The organism is Streptomyces sp. NPDC050549, assembly GCF_040655035.1.
Classification (GTDB): domain Bacteria; phylum Actinomycetota; class Actinomycetes; order Streptomycetales; family Streptomycetaceae; genus Streptomyces.
This window is the reverse complement of the sequence record NZ_JBFAJD010000060.1, coordinates 1-17,475: the sequence shown is the minus strand read 5'-3', so window position 1 is coordinate 17,475 and position 17,475 is coordinate 1. Positions and strand designations below refer to the sequence as shown.

The 17,475-nt window shown below is 69.0% G+C and carries 17 protein-coding genes; 12 read left to right on the top strand and 5 right to left on the bottom strand.

Going from position 1 to position 17,475, the window contains the following annotated elements:
* The first annotated feature begins 135 nt into the window (after nt 1–135).
* Together AB0I51_RS44590 and AB0I51_RS44585 are read left to right on the top strand one after the other, a co-directional pair.
* The gene (locus tag AB0I51_RS44590) at nt 136–822 is read left to right on the top strand and encodes a triacylglycerol lipase (protein WP_362984609.1); all 687 of its coding nucleotides are present in this window, start codon (nt 136–138) and stop codon (nt 820–822) included.
* Between the two features lie 105 nt (nt 823–927).
* Nucleotides 928–1,614 carry a class I SAM-dependent methyltransferase gene (locus AB0I51_RS44585; RefSeq protein WP_362984607.1) on the top strand — a complete coding sequence of 229 codons (687 nt, stop codon included), beginning with the start codon at nt 928–930 and terminating at the stop codon, nt 1,612–1,614.
* Here the strand turns inward: AB0I51_RS44585 and AB0I51_RS44580 are convergent, their stop codons facing one another.
* Both AB0I51_RS44580 and AB0I51_RS44575 read right to left on the bottom strand, forming a co-directional pair.
* Nucleotides 1,615–1,989, bottom strand: a complete 375-nt coding sequence (locus tag AB0I51_RS44580; protein WP_359610432.1) for a fic family toxin-antitoxin system, toxin component — start codon at nt 1,987–1,989, stop codon at nt 1,615–1,617.
* 4 nt (nt 1,990–1,993) lie between these two features.
* Nucleotides 1,994–2,233 (bottom strand): toxin-antitoxin system HicB family antitoxin, encoded by a 240-nt coding sequence (locus tag AB0I51_RS44575; RefSeq protein ID WP_362984605.1) that lies wholly within the window; start codon nt 2,231–2,233, stop codon nt 1,994–1,996.
* Between the two features lie 209 nt (nt 2,234–2,442).
* On the opposite strand from AB0I51_RS44575, the gene AB0I51_RS44570 reads away from it, so the two are divergent.
* The 8 genes from AB0I51_RS44570 (at nt 2,443) to AB0I51_RS44535 (ending at nt 11,426) form a co-directional block, all read left to right on the top strand.
* Nucleotides 2,443–3,273 carry an ABC transporter ATP-binding protein gene (locus AB0I51_RS44570; RefSeq protein WP_362984603.1) on the top strand — a complete coding sequence of 277 codons (831 nt, stop codon included), beginning with the start codon at nt 2,443–2,445 and terminating at the stop codon, nt 3,271–3,273.
* A gap of 4 nt (nt 3,274–3,277) precedes the next feature.
* Nucleotides 3,278–5,848 carry an ABC transporter permease gene (locus AB0I51_RS44565; RefSeq protein WP_362984601.1) on the top strand — a complete coding sequence of 857 codons (2,571 nt, stop codon included), beginning with the start codon at nt 3,278–3,280 and terminating at the stop codon, nt 5,846–5,848.
* Nucleotides 5,849–5,896: 48 nt separating this feature from the next.
* The gene (locus tag AB0I51_RS44560; RefSeq protein WP_362984599.1) at nt 5,897–6,808 is read left to right on the top strand and encodes an LLM class F420-dependent oxidoreductase; all 912 of its coding nucleotides are present in this window, start codon (nt 5,897–5,899) and stop codon (nt 6,806–6,808) included.
* Nucleotides 6,801–7,226 (top strand): GNAT family N-acetyltransferase, encoded by a 426-nt coding sequence (locus tag AB0I51_RS44555; protein WP_362984597.1) that lies wholly within the window; start codon nt 6,801–6,803, stop codon nt 7,224–7,226. Before AB0I51_RS44560 ends, AB0I51_RS44555 begins: the two co-directional genes overlap by 8 nt.
* 150 nt (nt 7,227–7,376) lie before the next feature.
* Nucleotides 7,377–8,723: a hemolysin family protein gene (locus AB0I51_RS44550; protein ID WP_362984595.1), complete on the top strand. Its 1,347-nt coding sequence runs from the start codon at nt 7,377–7,379 to the stop codon at nt 8,721–8,723.
* A complete protein-coding gene (locus tag AB0I51_RS44545) occupies nt 8,720–9,733 on the top strand; it encodes a hemolysin family protein (RefSeq protein WP_362984593.1) in 1,014 nt (337 codons plus the stop codon). The genes AB0I51_RS44550 and AB0I51_RS44545 overlap by 4 nt, the downstream gene beginning before the upstream one ends.
* 67 nt (nt 9,734–9,800) lie before the next feature.
* Entirely contained in the window at nt 9,801–10,640 is an 840-nt protein-coding gene (locus AB0I51_RS44540) for an SGNH/GDSL hydrolase family protein (RefSeq protein ID WP_362984591.1), read from the top strand.
* A gap of 318 nt (nt 10,641–10,958) precedes the next feature.
* Nucleotides 10,959–11,426, top strand: coding sequence for a DUF5958 family protein (locus AB0I51_RS44535; protein WP_362984589.1), 468 nt, complete (start codon nt 10,959–10,961; stop codon nt 11,424–11,426).
* 621 nt (nt 11,427–12,047) lie between these two features.
* On the opposite strand, the gene AB0I51_RS44530 is transcribed toward AB0I51_RS44535, so the two are convergent.
* The gene (locus AB0I51_RS44530; RefSeq protein ID WP_362984642.1) at nt 12,048–12,638 is read right to left on the bottom strand and encodes a TetR/AcrR family transcriptional regulator; all 591 of its coding nucleotides are present in this window, start codon (nt 12,636–12,638) and stop codon (nt 12,048–12,050) included.
* A 205-nt stretch (nt 12,639–12,843) separates the two neighbouring features.
* Here AB0I51_RS44530 and AB0I51_RS44525 point away from each other — a divergent pair, with 205 nt between their 5' ends.
* Nucleotides 12,844–13,119, top strand: a complete 276-nt coding sequence (locus AB0I51_RS44525) for a transposase (RefSeq protein ID WP_362984587.1) — start codon at nt 12,844–12,846, stop codon at nt 13,117–13,119.
* A gap of 399 nt (nt 13,120–13,518) precedes the next feature.
* Here AB0I51_RS44525 and lpdA read toward each other — a convergent pair whose 3' ends face one another.
* On the bottom strand, nt 13,519–14,931 hold the full coding sequence (gene lpdA, locus AB0I51_RS44520; protein WP_362984585.1) for a dihydrolipoyl dehydrogenase: 1,413 nt from the start codon (nt 14,929–14,931) through the stop codon (nt 13,519–13,521).
* Nucleotides 14,932–15,197: 266 nt separating this feature from the next.
* Between lpdA and AB0I51_RS44515 the strand changes: the two genes are divergently transcribed.
* On the top strand, nt 15,198–15,707 hold the full coding sequence (locus tag AB0I51_RS44515; protein WP_362984584.1) for a helix-turn-helix domain-containing protein: 510 nt from the start codon (nt 15,198–15,200) through the stop codon (nt 15,705–15,707).
* 216 nt (nt 15,708–15,923) lie between these two features.
* On the opposite strand, the gene AB0I51_RS44510 is transcribed toward AB0I51_RS44515, so the two are convergent.
* Nucleotides 15,924–17,378 carry a DHA2 family efflux MFS transporter permease subunit gene (locus tag AB0I51_RS44510; RefSeq protein ID WP_362984582.1) on the bottom strand — a complete coding sequence of 485 codons (1,455 nt, stop codon included), beginning with the start codon at nt 17,376–17,378 and terminating at the stop codon, nt 15,924–15,926.
* Between the last annotated feature and the right edge of the window lie 97 nt (nt 17,379–17,475).

Below are 17,475 nucleotides of genomic sequence, written 5' to 3'. Positions count from 1 at the left end.
GGGGTTCACTGGTGTCACCACACAACTGACGTTACTGGCGAGTTAATTCACACGTAAAGACCGGCGATTTCACCGATGCGGCGCGCGTAGACCCCGCTGACACTCCTGACAACCCCACCCGTATCAGGAGGCATCATGCAGCGCCACAAGCGTCGCATCGCCACGGCCCTGTCGGCCGTGACCACCTCGCTCCTTCTGTCACTCTCCCTGGCCTCGACGCCCGCCCACGCGGCGAGCCACGATCCCATCGTCTTCGTGCACGGCCTGAGCGGTTCGGCGAGCGGCTGGGACGACTGGGTCGCGGACTTCGAGGCCGACGGCTACTCCTCGTCCGAGCTGTTCGCGTGGTCGTACGACTGGACGCAGTCGAATGTCACGACCGCCTCGCAGCTGGCCACGGAGGTCAAGAGCGTGCTCGCGCAGACCGGGGCGTCGAAGGTCGACATCGTCGGTCACTCCATGGGGACGCTCAGCTCCCGCTACTACCTCAAGAACCTGGGCGGCACGTCGTACGTGGACCACTTCGTGTCCGTCGCCGGCGTGAACCACGGCACCTCCACCGCCTCCCTGTGCGGCTGGCTGTACACGTCCTGCAAGGAGATGCAGACCGGGAGTTCGTTCCTCACCGCGCTCAACTCCGGTGACGAGACGCCCGGCAGTGTGTCGTACGCGGCCTACTGGTCGGACTGCGACGAGGCGATCAACCCGGACACCTCGGCCGAACTGAGCGGCGCGACCAACGTCGACGTCGGGTGCATCTCGCACACGAACATGAACAACGACCACGGCGTCTACGAGCAGGTCCGGGACTTCATCTCCTGACCCGGCCCCGCTCCTTCCCCGGCGGCAGCGGGGGTGGGCAAGGGCGGCAGGGGGGACAATCCCGGTAGGGGCCGTTTCCGGTCCCCACCGGCCCGGGAGGTCGCCATGCCGCTACGGTCCGCAGGCTCCGGCACTGTGCCGCGGGACGCCGTCCACCACCCGCTGTTCGCCCGTTGCTACGCCCGTTTCAGTGTGCGCGCCGAATCACGGTTCGGCCTGGCCGGAATGCGGGAGAGGCTGCTCTCCGGGCTCTCCGGGCGGGTGATCGAGATCGGCGCCGGGAACGGACTGAACTTCGCGCACTATCCGGGCGCCGTCTCGGAGATCGTCGCGATCGAGCCCGAGCGGACTCTGCGGCAGCTGGCCGTGGAGTCCGCGCTCCGTTCCGGGGTGCCCGTCGACGTGGTGCCGGGCGTGGCGGAGAAGCTGCCCGTCAAGAGCGAGGCCTTCGACGCGGTGGTGCTCTCGCTGGTGCTGTGCAGTGTGCGGGATGTGCCGCGGGCCCTCGCCGAGGCGCGGCGGGTGCTGCGGCCCGGCGGAGTCGTGCGGTTCTTCGAGCACGGCCGGGGCGGTGGACCGGCGATGGCGTTCACCCAGCGCGCCCTGGACCGCACACTGTGGCCGCCGCTGAACGGAGGCTGCCGTCTGGCCCGCGACCCGGTCGCCGCGCTGCGCGACGCCGGGTTCGAACTGGGGCCGTACCGGCGGGTGTTGATCCCGGAGAACGGGCCCGCGCTGCCGACGTCGTACTGCGTTCTCGGCACGGCATGGCGCCCGGTCACGGACGAGTGATCACAGGCTCCACTGGCGCAACTCGTGTGCGATGTCGTCGACCGACGCCTCGCCGCTCTTCACCAACCGGGCCAGATCCCGGACCTGTTCGGGCGAGGTGATGACCTTCAGGCCGCTGGCGACGAGGTACGCGTAGGCGACGGCCGAGGCGAAGAGGGCGTTGGAGCGCTCCAACGCGGGGACGTGGATGAGGAGTTGGAGTAAAGCGGCGGCGCGCGCGTGCGGGCTGTCGTAGACGGGGACGTCGAATATGTCGGCCTGGTGGCGGGCGACGGCGGCGACGAGCGCGCCCCAGTCGGTGACCTGAGGGTCTCCGGGTGTCTTCTGTTCGGCGAGCATCAGCAGCCAGGCGAGGTCGATCCTGAGGTTGTTCAAGGGATCAGCGGCGACCTTCGCGGGTGCTCTCCCCGTCGGTGCCGAACTCGTCGGCGAAGACGGACTCGTACTGCTTCATGAAGTCGGCGGCGGCCTCGACGAAGGTGTGGCCGACCTCGCCGGTGTCCTGTCTGACCAGCTCTTCTATGTAGCGGTTGACGCTCATGCCACGCGCCAGGGCACGTTCACGCGCCGCGCGGGCGGTGCCCTCGTCCACACGTACGTTCAGCTGGGTCTTCGCCATACCTAAAAGCTAGCGCCGAATCGCTAGCAGCGGCAAGGGCTCCTCCGGTGGGTGGAGAGTGCCCCTTACACCGGCATCGGGGGCCCGACCTGGGGCGGAGACCGCCTCGGCCACACGGGGGATATCGGGTGTGCGGCGCGTCACACTAGGCTCGGCCGTGAGCACGGAGTCGGGTATGTCCAAGAGCGAGGGAACTCCAGGAGGCCGTCTTGTCCACACCTGCAGCGGAGCACGCCCCGGGCCAGGCCTCGGCCGGCCGGATCGCGGCCCGCGCCCGCGGTCTGACCAAGGCGTACGGCTCGGGCGAGACGACCGTGCTCGCCCTGGACGCGGTGGACGTGGACATCGCGCGCGGCCGTTTCACCGCCGTCATGGGGCCCTCGGGCTCCGGAAAGTCCACGCTGATGCACTGCCTGGCGGGGCTCGACACCGTCTCGGCCGGGCAGGTGTGGCTCGGCGACACCGAGATCACGGGGCTGAAGGACCGCGAACTGACCCGGCTGCGCCGGGACCGGATCGGGTTCATGTTCCAGTCGTTCAACCTCATCCCGACCCTCAACGCGGCCGAGAACATCACGCTGCCCATGGACATCGCCGGGCAGAAGCCGGACCAGAAGTGGCTGGACCAGGTCATCGACGCGCTCGGACTGCGGGACCGGCTCAAGCACCGGCCGGCAGAGCTGTCCGGGGGCCAGCAGCAGCGGGTGGCCTGCGCGCGGGCGCTCGCCTCCCGGCCCGAGCTGATCTTCGCGGACGAGCCGACCGGCAACCTCGACTCGCGGGCCGGTCTGGAAGTGCTCGGCTTCCTGCGTGACGCGGTCGACGGCCTGGGGCAGAGCGTGGTCATGGTCACCCATGACCCGGGCGCCGCCGCCCACTCCGACCTGGTGCTCTTCCTCGCGGACGGGCGGATCGTGGACGAGATGGAGCGGCCCACGGCGGAAGCCGTGCTGGAGCGCATGAAGAGGTTCGACCTCGCCCGTAGCCAATTCGACGGCCCTGCCTCCACAGGGACCGACGTATCCCTCGACAAGGACTGAACCCGTGCTGAAGGCGACCCTCCGCAGCTTCCTCGCGCACAAGGGAAGGCTGCTGCTCTCGGCGCTGGCCGTCGTGCTGTCGGTGGCGTTCGTGGCCGGCAGCCTGATCTTCTCCGACACCGTGACCCGTACCTTCGACCGTCTCTTCGCGTCCACGTCCGCCGATGTGACGGTGGAGCCGAAGCAGGACCTGAAGTCCTCGGTGCCCACCGGCGCGACCGAGACCGTGCCCGCCGCGCTCGCCGGGCAGGTGGCGAAGGTGGCCGGGGTCGCCGCGACGCACGCCGACGTGTCCGTGCAGAACATCGTGGTCGTCGACAGCAGGAACAAGTCGGTCGGGCCGACCACGGGCGCGCCCACCATCGCCACCGACTGGTACCTCACCGACCGCAGCCCGGTGAAACTCACCTCGGGACACGCCCCGCAGGGCGCCGGCCAGGCCCTCCTGGATGCGGACACCGCCGACAACAAGCATGCGAAGATCGGCGACACGCTGACCGTGCAGGCGCAGCCGGGCAGCTTCAAGGTCCAGATCGTCGGCATCGCCACCTTCACCACCACCAACCCCGGTGCCGCGCTGGTCTTCCTCGACCCCGCCACCGCGAAGTCCCAGCTGCTGGGGGCGTCCGACCGCGCCACCAGCATCTCGGTGGACGCGGCCAAGGGCGTGACCGACGCCGTGCTCAAGCAGCGGGTGGCCGCCGCGATCGGTTCGTCCGGCTCCTACGACATCAAGACCGCCGACGAGCAGGCCAAGTCGGCCGCCGCCGACCTGGGCGGCTTCCTCGACGTCATCAAATACGTGATGTTGGGCTTCGCAAGCATCGCTGTCCTCGTCGGTGTCTTCCTGATCGTCAACACGTTCTCGATGCTGATCGCCCAACGCACCCGCGAACTGGGCCTGTTGCGCGCTCTCGGCGCCGACCGCAGGCAGGTGCGGCGCTCGGTGCTCACCGAGGCGCTGTTGCTCGGCCTGATCGGTTCGACGCTGGGTCTGGCGGCCGGTATCGGACTCGCGGCCGGGCTGATCAAGCTCATGACCGCGTTCGGCATGAACCTCAAGACCACCGAGATGGTGGTGAATTGGCCGACTCCCGTGGCGGCGTACGTCGTTGGCGTCGGCGTCACCTTCGTCGCCGCGTATCTCCCGGCCAGGCGGGCCGCGACGGTCTCACCGATGGCGGCCCTCGCGGACGCCGAAGTCGCCGGTGTGGGGCGGCCGTTGAAGGTGCGGGCCGTGGTGGGTTCGATCGTTGGCGTGATCGGGGTGGCCGCGCTCGCGGGCTGCGCGGCCGCGACGAAGACGGCTTCCTCCGCCTCGCTCCTGGGGCTCGGGATCGTCCTCACCCTGATCGCGACCGTGATCGCGGGCCCACTGCTGGTCCGCCCGATGATCCGGGTGCTGGGCGGCGCCTTCCCCGCCCTGTTCGGCTCGGTCGGCCGGATGAGCCAGCGCAACGCCCTGCGCAACCCGCGCCGTACGGGCGCCACCGCGGCGGCCCTGATGGTGGGCCTGGCCCTGGTCGGTGGGATGTCGGTGGCGAGCGCCTCCATGTCCAAGTCCTTCGACCAGCAGATCGACAAGACCCTGGGCGCCGACTTCGTGATCCAGAACGGCAGCTTCGTGCCGTTCTCCAAGGCGGTCACGGACCATGTGCGCGCCACCGACGGCGTCGGCCTCGTCGTACGCGCGCGCTTCGCACCCCTCGCGGTCCGGCTGCCCGACGGCAAGCGGGTGGAGACCACGGCCGCCGGTTACGACGCCCCTCTCGACGACGTCGCCCACATCAAGTACGCGCAGGGGAACACGACTTCGGCGCTCGCCGCCGGACACCTCGCCATGGACGTGAACTTCGCGAAGGACCACCACGTACGAGTCGGCAGCGTGCTCCCCGTCGAGTTCCCGGGCGGGCACACCACCCGGTTGACGGTGGGCGCCCTCAGCGACCAGGGCTCCTCGGGCGGGTTCGGAACGCAGGGCGGGCTGTTCTTCGGGATCGCCACGGTCGAGAAGTACGTCCCGAACGGCCAGGACTCCGCGCTGTACGTGAACGCCGCCTCCGGCACCGGCGCCGACCAGCTCCGCAAGGCGCTGGACACCACGCTGAAGCCCTATCCGCAGGTGCAGGTCCGCAACGAGGCCGACTACAAGAAGCTGATCCACGACCAGATCGCCGTACTGCTGTATCTCGTCTACGCGTTGCTCGGGCTGGCCATCGTCATCGCGGTGCTCGGCGTAGTCAACACCCTTGCCCTGTCGGTCGTGGAGCGCACCCGGGAGATCGGCCTGCTGCGCGCGATCGGACTCGGACGGCGTCAGCTGCGGCGGATGATCCGGCTGGAGTCGGTGGTGATCGCGGTGTTCGGCGCGGTGCTCGGGCTCGGACTCGGCCTGGTGTGGGGCGTGTGCGCGCAGCAAGTGCTGGCGCTCCAGGGCATGAAGGCGCTCGCGGTGCCGTGGACCACGATCGTCGCGGTGGTGATCGGCTCGGCGGTGGTCGGCATCGTGGCGGCACTGCTGCCGGCGCTGCGCGCGTCCCGGATGAACGTGCTGGCGGCGATCGCGCACGAGTGATGGAATCGCGGCGGTCGTTCTGAAGTCCCCTGCTGCCGAGGAGAGTTCATGCCGCGCCCGTTCCGCTTCGGAGCCAGTCTGCTCACGTCCGCGCCCGCCGACGAGTGGCGCGCCAGATGCCGCCGGGCGGAGGAACTCGGCTACGACGTGATCCTGGTCCCCGATCATCTGGGCATGGTCGCGCCGTTCCCGGCGCTGGTCGCGGCGGCGGACGCGACCGAGCGGCCACGGGTGGGCACGTTCGTGCTCAACGCGGGCTTCTGGAACCCGACTCTGCTGGCCCGCGAGGTCGCGACGACCAACGACCTGACCGGCGGTCGCCTCGAACTCGGCCTCGGTACCGGCTACATACAGGCGGAGCACGAAACTGCGGGGCTGCCCTTCGGTTCACCGGGGCAGCGGGTGGATCATCTGCGGCGCACGGTCGAGGAGTTGGCGCGGCTGCTGAAGACCACGGGGCCCGGGGTGCCGCTGCTCCTCGGCGGCAACGGCGACCGCATGCTGCGCCTGACCGCCGAGTACGCGGACATCGCGGCCTTCACGGGTGCGCGGCTGGTACCGGGCGACACGGAGGGCAAGCTGTCGCCGGTCGACTCCACCGAGTTCGGTCAACGGGTCGCCCGCTACCGGGAGTTCGCGGCCGACCGCGAGAAACCCGCCGAACTGAACCTGCTGATCCAGCTTGTGGCGGTGACCGACGACCCCGCGAGCGCGCTCCGGCCGCTGCTGGACCGCCGGCCCGACCTCACCCTGGAGCAGGTGCTCGACCTCCCCGTGATGCTGGTCGGCACCCAGGACCACATCACCGCGAAGCTGCGCGCGCTGCGCGACCGGCACGGGTTCTCCTATCTCACCGTGCTGGAGCCGTACCTGGAGGCGTTCGCGCCGGTCGTCGAGGAACTGCGCCGAAACCCGCTCGCCCCGCCCGCCCACCCTCTGCTTGGCTTCTCCCATGAGTGATCTTCATATCCGCAGCGCGGCCCCCTCCGACATCGACGCCGTGCTGGCGTTCTGGCGCGAGGCCGCCGAAGGGACGAGCATCAGTGACGACCGCGACGGCGTGGCCCGGCTCATCGACAGGGACCCGGACGCGCTGATCCTGGCGGAACGCAACGGGCGGCTCGTCGGGTCCGTGATCGCCGGATTCGACGGCTGGCGCTGCCACCTCTACCGGCTGGCCGTGCACCCGGAGCAGCGCCGTCGGGGCATCGGCTCGGCGCTGCTCACGGCGGCCGAGGAGCGGTTCGTGGCGCTGGGCGGGCGTCGCGGGGACGCGATGGTGCTGGAACGCAACGAGACCGGGCAGCATGCGTGGCGCGCGGCGGGGTACGTACGCGAGGACCACTGGCGGCGCTGGGTGAAGCACCTCACCACCTGAACGCTTTGCCCATCCTTTACCATTGGTGGACGACCCGGAACTTCTCCATCTCCCCGAAAGGTGTGAGCGTCCGCCCATGGGCGAGCCTCCCAGTACGCGACATCGCGCGAACCTCCCTGCCCTGTCCGATCATGGGACGGAGGTGACCCGATGACCGAAGTGCTTCTGCTGCTGGTGGCGATCCTGCTCTCGCTCCTCTGCGGTGCCTTCGTCGCGGCCGAGTTCTCGCTGACCACCGTGGAGCGCGGCGAGCTGGAGCGCGCGGTCGAGCGCGGTGAGCGGGGCGCCTCCGGCGCCCTGAAGGCCGTACGGAATCTGACCTTCCAGCTCTCCGGCGCCCAGCTCGGCATCACGGTCACCAACCTGGTCGTCGGCATGCTCTCCGAGCCGTCGATCGCCGCGCTCATCGCGGGTCCCCTGGAGTCGCTGGGCATCTCGCACTCGGCGTCGAAGTCCGTCGCGCTGGTGCTGGGTACGGCGCTGTCGACGGTGTTCCTGATGGTCGTGGGCGAGCTGGTGCCGAAGAACTGGGCGATCTCCTCGCCGCTGGCCGTGGCCAAACGGGTGGGCAACGCGCAGCGCTGGTTCAGTGCCGCGTTCCGTCCGTTCATCAGCCATCTGAACAACACGGCGAACCACATGGTGCGGGCCTTCGGCCTGGAGCCGGCCGAGGAGCTGGCCTCCGCGCGCGGGCCGCAGGAGCTGGCCGCTCTGGCCAGGCACTCCGCCAAGCAGGGTGCCCTGGAGCCGGACACCGCCGAGCTGTTCGTACGGACCCTGAACCTCGCCGACCTCACCGCGGAGAACGTGATGACGCCCCGCGTCCAGGTCGTCGCCCTCGACGCCCAGGCGACCTGCGAGGACGTGGCCAACGCGACCCGGGCGACCGGGCTGTCCCGCTTCCCGGTCTACCGCGGCAGCCTCGACGACGTCGTCGGCACCGTGCACATCAAGGACGTCCTGGCGGTACCGGCGGGCCAGCGGGCCCGTTTCCCCCTGTCCGACGTGCTGCGCGAGCCCCTCCTCGTCCCCGAGTCCCTGACCGTGGACCGCCTGCTGGACCGGCTGTCCGGCAAGCGCACGATGGCCGTCGTCATCGACGAGTACGGCGGTACGGCGGGGGTAGCGACCCTGGAGGACATCGTCGAAGAGGTCGTGGGGGAGGTGCGGGACGAGCACGACCCGCACGAGACGCCCGACCTGGCATCGGCAGGGACCGACGACGAGGGCCGCACCCTGTACTCGGCGGACGGCGCCGCCCGCATGGACCAGCTCGCACGCGTGGGGCTGCGGGCGCCCGAGGGGCCGTACGAGACGCTGGCCGGTCTGGTCGCCACCGAGCTGGGGCGGATTCCGGAGGTCGGGGACACCTTCGAGGTCGCCGGCTGGCGGATCGACGTCGTGGACGCGTCGGGGCGGCGGGCAGCGCGGCTGCTGCTGCACGCGCCGCTCGACGGATCCGACGCCCGTACCGACTCCGTGGAGGGGGAGCTGTGACCGCCGTACAACTGCTGATCGGGCTGGCGACGCTGGTCGTGAACGCCTTCTTCGTGGGCGCCGAGTTCGCGCTGATCTCGGTGCGCCGCAGCCAGATCGAGCCGCACGCCGAGCAGGGCGACCGGCGCGCCAAGAGTGTGCTGTGGGGTCTGGAGCACGTGTCCGTGCTGCTGGCCGCGGCGCAGCTCGGCATCACGCTGTGCACGCTGGTGCTCGGTATCGTCGCCGAACCGGCGATCGCGCATCTGCTGGAGCCGGTGTTCCACGCGGTCGGCGTCCCGGAGAGCGCGGGCCATGCGGTGTCCTTCGTGATCGCGCTGGCCGCGGCGACCTATCTGCACATGCTGCTCGGCGAGATGGTGCCGAAGAACATCGCCCTGGCCGAGCCGGTGCGCAGTGCGCTGCTGCTGGGACCGCCGCTGGTGACGCTGTCCCGGGCACTGCGCCCGGTGATCTTCACGATCAACGCGTTCGCCAACACACTGCTCAAACTGCTGCGTGTCGAGGTCAAGGACGAGGTGACGGCATCCTTCTCGGACGCCGAACTCGCCCGGATCGTCAGGGACTCCGGCGCGGCCGGCCTCATCGACGAGCGCGCCCGGGAGCGGCTGAACGACGCCCTGGAGCTCGGCAGCAGGCCCGTGCGGGACGTCGTACTCCCCCTCGAACGCGTCGACTACGTGGTCGCCGGCGTCACTCCGGCCGAGCTGGAGGTGCTGTCGGCCGAGTCCGGTTTCTCGCGCTTCCCGGTGGTGGACGCCGAGCGCCGGATCATCGGCTACCTCCATGTGAAGGACGCGCTGGACGCCTCGCCGCGCGACGAGCCGTTCAAGGTGGAGGACATGCGCTCCATCGCGAACATCCGGGAGAGCACGCCCATGGACGACGTACTCACCGCGATGCGCAGCGGCCGTACGCACCTCGCGGCCGTCCTCGACGAGGAGGGGCGGCTGACCGGGCTCGTGACCATGGAGGACGTGCTGCGGGAGCTGTTCGGGCAGCGGGCCTGAGCCCGACCCGTGATCGGGGAGGGGGACCGACCGGCGGGTATGGACGCGGGATATCATCTTCGTCGCCATGCAGACGAATCCCACGCACACCAGCCTGGTCGCGATCGGCGACTCCTTCACCGAGGGCATGTCGGACCTGCTCCCGGACGGCACCTACCGGGGCTGGGCCGACCTCCTCGCCGGGCGGATGGCCGCCCGGAGCCCCGGCTTCCGGTACGCCAACCTCGCCGTGCGCGGCAAGCTGATCGCGCAGATCGTCGACGAGCAGGTCGGCCCGGCGGCCGCCATGCAACCCGACGTGATCACGCTGGTGGGGGGTCTGAACGACACCCTGCGCCCCAAGTGCGACATGGGCCGGGTGCGCGCGCTGCTGGAGGAGGCCGTCGAACGCCTCACGCCCGCCTGCAAACACCTGGTGCTGATGCGCAGCCCCGGCCGCGAGGGCCCGGTCCAGCAGCGCTTCCGGCCGCGCATGGAGGAACTCTTCTCCTACGTCGACGACCTCGCCGACCGGCACGGCGCCCAGGTCGTCGACCTGTACAGCGCGCCCTCGCTCGCCGACCAGCGCGCGTGGGACGTCGACCGACTCCACCTGACGGCCGAGGGTCACCGCCGCGTCGCCGAGGCGGTGTGGCAGGCCCTGGGCTACGAGGCTGAGGACCCGGAGTGGCGTACGCCGATGCCACCGACCCCGCCCCCGAACTGGACCGCCCGCCGCGTGGAGGACGTCCGTTTCACCCGCCAGTACCTCCTCCCCTGGATAGGCCGCCGCCTCACCGGCCGCTCCTCGGGGGACGGCCGGACAGGCGCCCACTTTAACGCTGAGCTGGGCAAAGCCTTTTGGGTCACACCCGTGGACCACGCAAACCCTGGCCCTGTGACGGACTGGCGACAGGTGGGGCCCTGACCCGTAGCCCTGCCAACCGCCATGCACCGATTAAACGCGGGGCGCCGCCTCCCTCTCTGCACATGGCCCGCGGTTGTTGTTGCGGGACGTCATGGGTGAGCTCAGACCACTTGTCCCGGGAGAAGAGCCTCCAGTACGCGCGCGCCGCCGTGCCGGCGTTGGCTTCGCCCTGGCACACGAGGGCATCCTCCTCGACCAGGTGCACCCGCTTCAGACAATCCGCTGGGCCGACAAGGCAGAAGGCGCGGCCGATCTGGCGGTGCTGCTGTGCATCCTCATCACCGCGGCGGAGAGGCGTCCGTCCAACGGGAGGCAGTCATGAACGAACGCGACGTCCTGCTCAACAAGCTCGCGCAGGAGCTGCGCCCGATGTCAGAGGGCATCGCATGGTTCGACAGCCTCGGCCACGAAGAGCTGTCCGAGGTGCTGCTGTTCCTGCGCCATCGCTGCGTCCAGGCGCGCGCCGTCGCGGGGGACGCACCGGAGAGCATCGGCCGTGCCGGGCTGCGCCCGATGCATACGCCCGCAGCGCTGATGTCACCAGGCCGGACGGACGAGCAACTGGGAAAGATCGCCGGTCTCGCGCCTCTCGACGAACGCCGCAAGGCGTTCAGGCCGCTGATCGCGGTGCTCACGATTGCCGACGCGCGGCGCCGCGAGCGCTTCTGCTCCAGCGGCTGCAATCACGGGTGGCACAGGGGGCTCGCAGAAAACTCCGTCGCCGCAGGTCAGCGGCTGGCCAGAAGATCGCTCCGGAACGCATGCAGCTCGTTTCGGGAACGCTGAGCTGATCGCTGCAGGTCAGGGCGGGTCCTCGGAAGACCGACAGGCGGGTCGCTGACGCCTCTCCCGGAAACCCGTCTGATCGCTCCACGTCTGCCGTCCAGCCTTGGCCGCGTACCTACGCCCGGAACTCCACCGTTTGGCAGAGCAACAGAAAGCTTTGATGCTGTGGTGAGCGATGAGGCAGCAGCAGAAGAGCTGGAGGACGGCTTGGTGGATGTCGTCTCGGATCTCCCAGTGGGTCCGCGGGCGGCGATAGCTGTGGATCCAAGGGTTCGCACGGTGTGCCACGTCGGGCGACAACCGTCCCGGAAAGCGGAGGAGCCTGACTCACCTGAGCCTATCTATGCCTGGTCATGACCGCTTCACGAAAGCGGCTCGGCTCTGGCTGGAATTTCCGCTGTGGTGATCTTCTGAACCGGGGCTACCAAAGTCTCCCTGGATCTCAACGACATCAAGCGCAACGAGCCCGACGGCATTTTGACCTCTCACCGAGTCACCGGAAACCACTGGTTGAGCCTTCAGGCACACGAAAGCGGCCCCGACTCCATCGTCAGGGGTCACTTTCGTCAGCCAGCGAGCGCTCCCCCGAGAGTCACAGCTCGGGGCCAGGAATGCCGTGCGTCAGGCACACTGCCCGGCGTCCAGCAGGGTGAGGGCGTTGTCGATCCCCTGATCGAGGAGCTCATGGGCAAGTTGGCTGTCGGTCAAGGCGCGGGACAGTTGAAGTGTCCCGGCCATCAGGCCGAGGAGGCCGAGTGCCTTCGCACGCGCCGAGGACGGGGCGTCGGGTGCCATGCGGGCGGCAATGCCGTCGATGAGGACCAGCACGCCGTCGGTGTACGCCTGCCTGGTTGTGTCGGCGCAGCGTCCGATCTCGTCGAGCAGAGCGGCGTTGGGACAGCCGTCGGCAAGGCTGTCGCGGTGCAGAGGTGACAGGTACCCCCGCACGATCTGCTCGACTCCGGCACGGCCGGGCGCAGCCCGCGCGACGACATTCTCGGCCTGCGCCTTCAACTGGTCGGCGATCGCCGTGGCAACGAGGTCGTCCTTGGATTCGAAGTGAGCGTAGAAGGCCCCGTTGGTCAGCCCCGCGTCCTTCATGAGAGTCGAAACCCCAGAGCCGTCGATACCGTCCTGCTTGAACCGACGGCCCGCCGTCTCGACGATCCGCCGCCTCGTCTCCGACTTGTGCTCTTTGGTGTACCGCACCACAGCGCACACGCTCCTTCGCCGACCGGAAAGGACCGGTTGCCCTTCACCGACTCCCTGCAGCTTATTATATTGCGAACGTAATCCAAAAAATCGCCGACCCTGCTCCACCACATCAGCGACCTCGGAGGCCCGACTCCTGACAGTGAGCGCGCCTCGGTACCGGGCGAACCAAGGCCGCCCCACAGGCGTCCAACGGCAGCCGCAGGTGAGCCATCTCGCCGTCCAGATCGCCGGGTCCCGCGGCGCGGGCAAGTCCGACCCCGTCGACGCCTACGCCGCGGCGACCGTGTTCCTCTCCGGCCGCGCCACGGGAACCCCGAAGTCCAGGGACGGCGCGGTGAAGGCGATCCGAGCCCTGCGCGTGGTCCGCAAGAGCGCGGTCAAGGCCCGAACCCAGACCATCAACCAGATCCGCACTCTCATGTCACCGCACCCTTCGAAGTACGTGACAAGCTGCGCGACCTGTCCACCCGTGAGCTGATCGACACCCGCGCCCGCTCCCGCCCCCGCTGGCGACCTCACCACCCGGCGCCACCAGGACGGCGCTACAGCGGCCCGCACGGCGCTGCCAAATCCTCAACGAGGAGATCCGGGACACGGACCGAAAGACCGGGCCGCTCGTCAACAACACCGCCCCGAAGCTCGTCGCGCTGCGCAGCGTCGGCCCCGAGACCGTCAGCCAGCCGCTCGACCTGCACGACGGACACCCCCGTCCAGATTGAGCAACAACGGCGTAGCCCCTCCATGGCCACCTGTTCTTGATACGTCACCACAAACGTTCATGATCACGGTGACCGTTCCACTGCCAGTGGCCATCCCAGCGCCCTGGCAACCAGCAACAACGCAACATGAACTGCAGCTACCGCGTCAGAGCATCCGGCTACATGTTGATCATGTGGCCTGCGAGGCCGTGGACGGCTTCCTTGACCGCCTCGCCCAGGGTGGGGTGGGCGTGGACGTTGCGCGCGACCTCGTGGACGGTGAGATCCCACTGCTGGGCCAGGGTCAGCTCGGGCAGCAGCTCGGTGACGTCCGGGCCGATCAGATGGGCTCCGAGGAGCTCGCCGTACTTGGCGTCGCTGATCAGCTTCACGAACCCACTCACATCACCCAGACCATGGGCCTTGGCGTTCACGGTGAACGGGAACTTGGCCACCTGGACGTCGAAGCCATCCTCCCTCACCTGCGCCTCGGTGTAACCGAAGCTTGCGATCTGCGGCTGACAGAAGGTGGACCGCGGGATCATCACGTAGTCCAACTCCATGGTCTCAGCACTCGCGATCGTCTCGGCGGCGACCACTCCCATCGCCTCGGCGGCGTGCGCGAGCATCAGCTTCGCGGTGACGTCCCCGATGGCGTATATGTGCGGGACCGAGGTACGGCACCGGCCGTCGACGTCGATCGCGCCGCGCTCGGTGACGCGCACGCCGGTGTTCTCCAGGCCGTAGCCGGTGACGTTCGGGGCGAAGCCGATCGCCTGTAGGACCTTCTCGGCTTCCAGGACCTGCCGGGTACCGTCCTTGCCGGTGACCGTGACACGGACCAGTGGGCCGGACTCGTCGATGGACTCGACGCGGGTCGACGTGCGGACGTCGATGCCCAACTTCCGGTACTGCTTGGCCAGTTCGGCGGAGACCTCGGCGTCCTCCAGCGGGGCGACGCGGTCCAGGAACTCGACGATCGTCACCTTCACGCCGTAGTTGTGCAGCACGTACGCGAACTCGACACCGATCGCACCGGCGCCCGCGATCACGATCGACTGCGGCAGATCCTCGGCCAGGATCTGCTCCTCGAACGTCACCACGCGCGACGTACAGCGCGTGCCGGGCAGCAGCTTGGGGCTCGCCCCGGCGGCAATGACGCAGTGGTCGAAGCCGATGGTGCTGGTCTTGCCTTCGAAGTCGGCCACCTGGAGCGTGTGCGGGTCGACGAACGTGCCACGACCGCCGATCTCCGTGATCTTGTTCTTCTTCATCAGGTAGTGGACGCCCTCGACCCGGCCGTCCGCGACCTTCCTGCTGCGGCGGAAGGCCTCCCCGTAGCCGAAGGAGATCTCACCCTCGACCTTGATGCCGAAGGTCTTCGCCTCGCGCGTGAAGATGTGTGCGAGCTCGGCGTTGCGCAGCAGGGCCTTGGTAGGGATACAGCCCACGTTCAGGCAGACGCCGCCCCAGTACTTCTCCTCGACGACCGCGACGCTCCTGCCCAGTTGGGCGGCCCGGATGGCGGCTACGTATCCGCCGGGGCCCGCGCCGAGTACAACGACGTCGAAATGCTCACCTTGCTCGTCCATGGACTGTTCCTTTCCGCTGGAGCGGCCGAACTCCGACGGTGCGTCGACTCACTCCCGATCGAACAACCTTTTCTGTTCACCGAATCAACAGCGTCGGCTTGCGCCACCGCCCGCCTCGGCACACCCCTACAGGAGATGGGGAGTGACCACGTGGTCGACCGCCTCCGGAGCGGTCACCGGGACCTTGGCCTCAGCCGGCGAGTGCTCCCCGGGCCCCGATAGCTGAGTATATAAATATAAACTCAACCTCGGCTAGAATCGCTCCCATGGATGTGTGGACCGAAGTTCTCCAGGACGCCGGCATGGACCTCCGACTCGACCGGGACACGTCCAACTGCTCGATCGCGCGAACTCTTCAGATCGTGGGCGAGAAGTGGACGATCCTGATCCTGCGTGAGGTGTGGTACGGCTCGTCCCGGTTCGGGGACTTCGAACGCGTCCTGGGCTGTCCTCGTAACCTGCTGGCGACCCGGCTCCGGATGCTGGTGGAGGAAGGGATCCTCGCGACCGAGACGTACAAGGAACCCGGTTCGCGAAGTCGGCCGAAGTATGTGATCACCCCGAAGGGCATGGATCTGGTGCCCGCCGTGATGGGGCTGCTGCAGTGGGGTGACCGTTACCGCGCCGACCCGGAGGGGCCGGCGGTAGTGGCTCGGCACCGCGAGTGCGGCGCACACGTCGCCGTCCAGATTCGCTGCGAACGAGGCCACCCGGTACAAGTGAAGGACATCGAGAGCGTCCCCGGCCCGGCCTTTCGCATGAGGTCGTCCGAGTGAGCTGAGGACCCCTGCGTCGGCTTTTCGTATGCCGGCCGCTCTGTTGGGGAAGTGGTGCCCCTCAGCCGGTCGAGCGCCGACCCGAGGGGCACGCTGCCCAAAGGGCCCTCGGCCACGGTGTGATGGCTCCGCGCGGGGAACGAGCCCGGGAAGCAGGACAGACTGCTGAGGGGCAGCCCCCGCCGTGACCGGCTGGGCCGCACCTCGGTCCGGGCTTCAGGTCGCGACCGGGGCGTCGGCCGGAGCACTCCCTGCGGCAAGGTCGGCCGACGGGCCGTCGGCTTTGGACTGGCGGGGCATGAGCAATGCCACAGTCGCTGCCAGGGCGACCGCACCCGCTCCGACCCAGAGGGCCGGGATCAGGCCGTCGACGAATCGTGAGGCGGACTCGTAGCCGCCCTGGGCGGAGAACACCGCGGCCAGCGTCGCGACGCCGATGGCGCCGCCGACCTCGCGAATCGCGTTGTTGGCGCCGGAGGCGATGCCCTGCTCCTCCGGGCGGACGGTGCTCAGGACGAGGTTCGCGCTGGGAGCGAAGAACATGCCCAGGCCGATGCCGCAGACGATCAGTGCAGGCAGCAGGTGGGTGTACGCGACGTGCGGCTCGACGGTGATTGCCCAGAGCCCGAGGCCGACGGCGTTCAGAGTCATGCCCGCCGTGACGACGGGTGCGCCGCCGATGCGGTCGGACAGGGCCCCGGCCAGCGGTCCGGCGATCATGGGCATGGCGGTCCAGGGCAGCATCCGTACGCCGGCTTGCATCGGTGAGTAGCCGCCGACGGTCTGCAGGTACTGGCTGAGCAGGAAGATCGACCCGAACATGCCCAGCAGCATCAGCAGGCTTGCGGCGTTGATGGCACTGAATGAACGGTGGCGGAACAGGCGCATCGGCAGCATCGGATGCTCGGCGCGCAGTTCGTAGAAGACGAAGCCGACGAGCAGGGCGGTACCGGCGAAGAAGCCGACCAGCACCGGGGTGCTGGTCCAGCCCTCGGCGTTGCCGCGCACGAGGGCGTAGACGATGCCGAACAGACCGCCGCTGGCCAGAACGGTGCCGACGACGTCGAGGGTCGGGTTCGGGCCGTGGCTCTCGTCCAGCCGCAGCAGGGCGAGCGGGATCAGCGCCAGACCGAGGGGTACGTTCACCCAGAAGATCCACTGCCAGGAGAGGTTTTCGGTGAGTGCGCCGCCGATGAGCGGTCCGGTGGCGACGGCGATACCGCTGGCCGCTCCCCAGACACCCAGGGCCGCGCCGCGCCGTTCGGCGGGGACGGCGGCCGACAGCAGGGTGAGCGTCAGCGGCGTCACGATCGCCGACCCGACGCCCTGGGCCGCACGCGCGGCGATCAGTTCGCCCATCCCCGGTGCGAGTGCGGCACCGGCCGAGGCCGTGGTGAAGATCGCGAGCCCAATGGCGAACAGTCTGCGGCGGCCGAATCGGTCGCCGAGGGAAGCGCCGAACATGAGCAGGACCGCGAAGGTGAGGGTGTAGGCGCTCACCGTCCATTCGAGGTCTTCGAGGCCGCCGCCAAGGTCCTTGCGGATGGAGGGCAGGGCGGTGGTGACGATCAGGTTGTCGAGCGCGGTGATGAATCCCGCCGCGCTGGTGATGGCCACGGCCCAGACGGCAGAGCCGCCCCGGGCGAGCCGCTGGTGTTGCTGCTGTGACATGACTGTCCTACCTTTCAAGGGTGGTTGCTCTGGTCATTCGTAAGATCGGAGGGCCCAGGGGTTCTGGGTATGGCTGTCATGGCGGCGCCGTTGGCAA

Coding starts and splice junctions, on each gene's coding strand:
- AB0I51_RS44590 (WP_362984609.1), top strand. CDS start 136: ATGCAGCGCCACAAGCGTCGCATCGCCACGGCCCTGTCGGCCGTGACC.
- AB0I51_RS44585 (WP_362984607.1), top strand. CDS start 928: ATGCCGCTACGGTCCGCAGGCTCCGGCACTGTGCCGCGGGACGCCGTC.
- AB0I51_RS44575 (WP_362984605.1), bottom strand. CDS start 2,233: ATGGCGAAGACCCAGCTGAACGTACGTGTGGACGAGGGCACCGCCCGC.
- AB0I51_RS44560 (WP_362984599.1), top strand. CDS start 5,897: ATGCCGCGCCCGTTCCGCTTCGGAGCCAGTCTGCTCACGTCCGCGCCC.
- AB0I51_RS44555 (WP_362984597.1), top strand. CDS start 6,801: ATGAGTGATCTTCATATCCGCAGCGCGGCCCCCTCCGACATCGACGCC.
- AB0I51_RS44550 (WP_362984595.1), top strand. CDS start 7,377: ATGACCGAAGTGCTTCTGCTGCTGGTGGCGATCCTGCTCTCGCTCCTC.
- AB0I51_RS44540 (WP_362984591.1), top strand. CDS start 9,801: ATGCAGACGAATCCCACGCACACCAGCCTGGTCGCGATCGGCGACTCC.
- AB0I51_RS44535 (WP_362984589.1), top strand. CDS start 10,959: ATGAACGAACGCGACGTCCTGCTCAACAAGCTCGCGCAGGAGCTGCGC.
- lpdA (WP_362984585.1), bottom strand. CDS start 14,931: ATGGACGAGCAAGGTGAGCATTTCGACGTCGTTGTACTCGGCGCGGGC.
- AB0I51_RS44515 (WP_362984584.1), top strand. CDS start 15,198: ATGGATGTGTGGACCGAAGTTCTCCAGGACGCCGGCATGGACCTCCGA.
- AB0I51_RS44510 (WP_362984582.1), bottom strand. CDS start 17,378: ATGTCACAGCAGCAACACCAGCGGCTCGCCCGGGGCGGCTCTGCCGTC.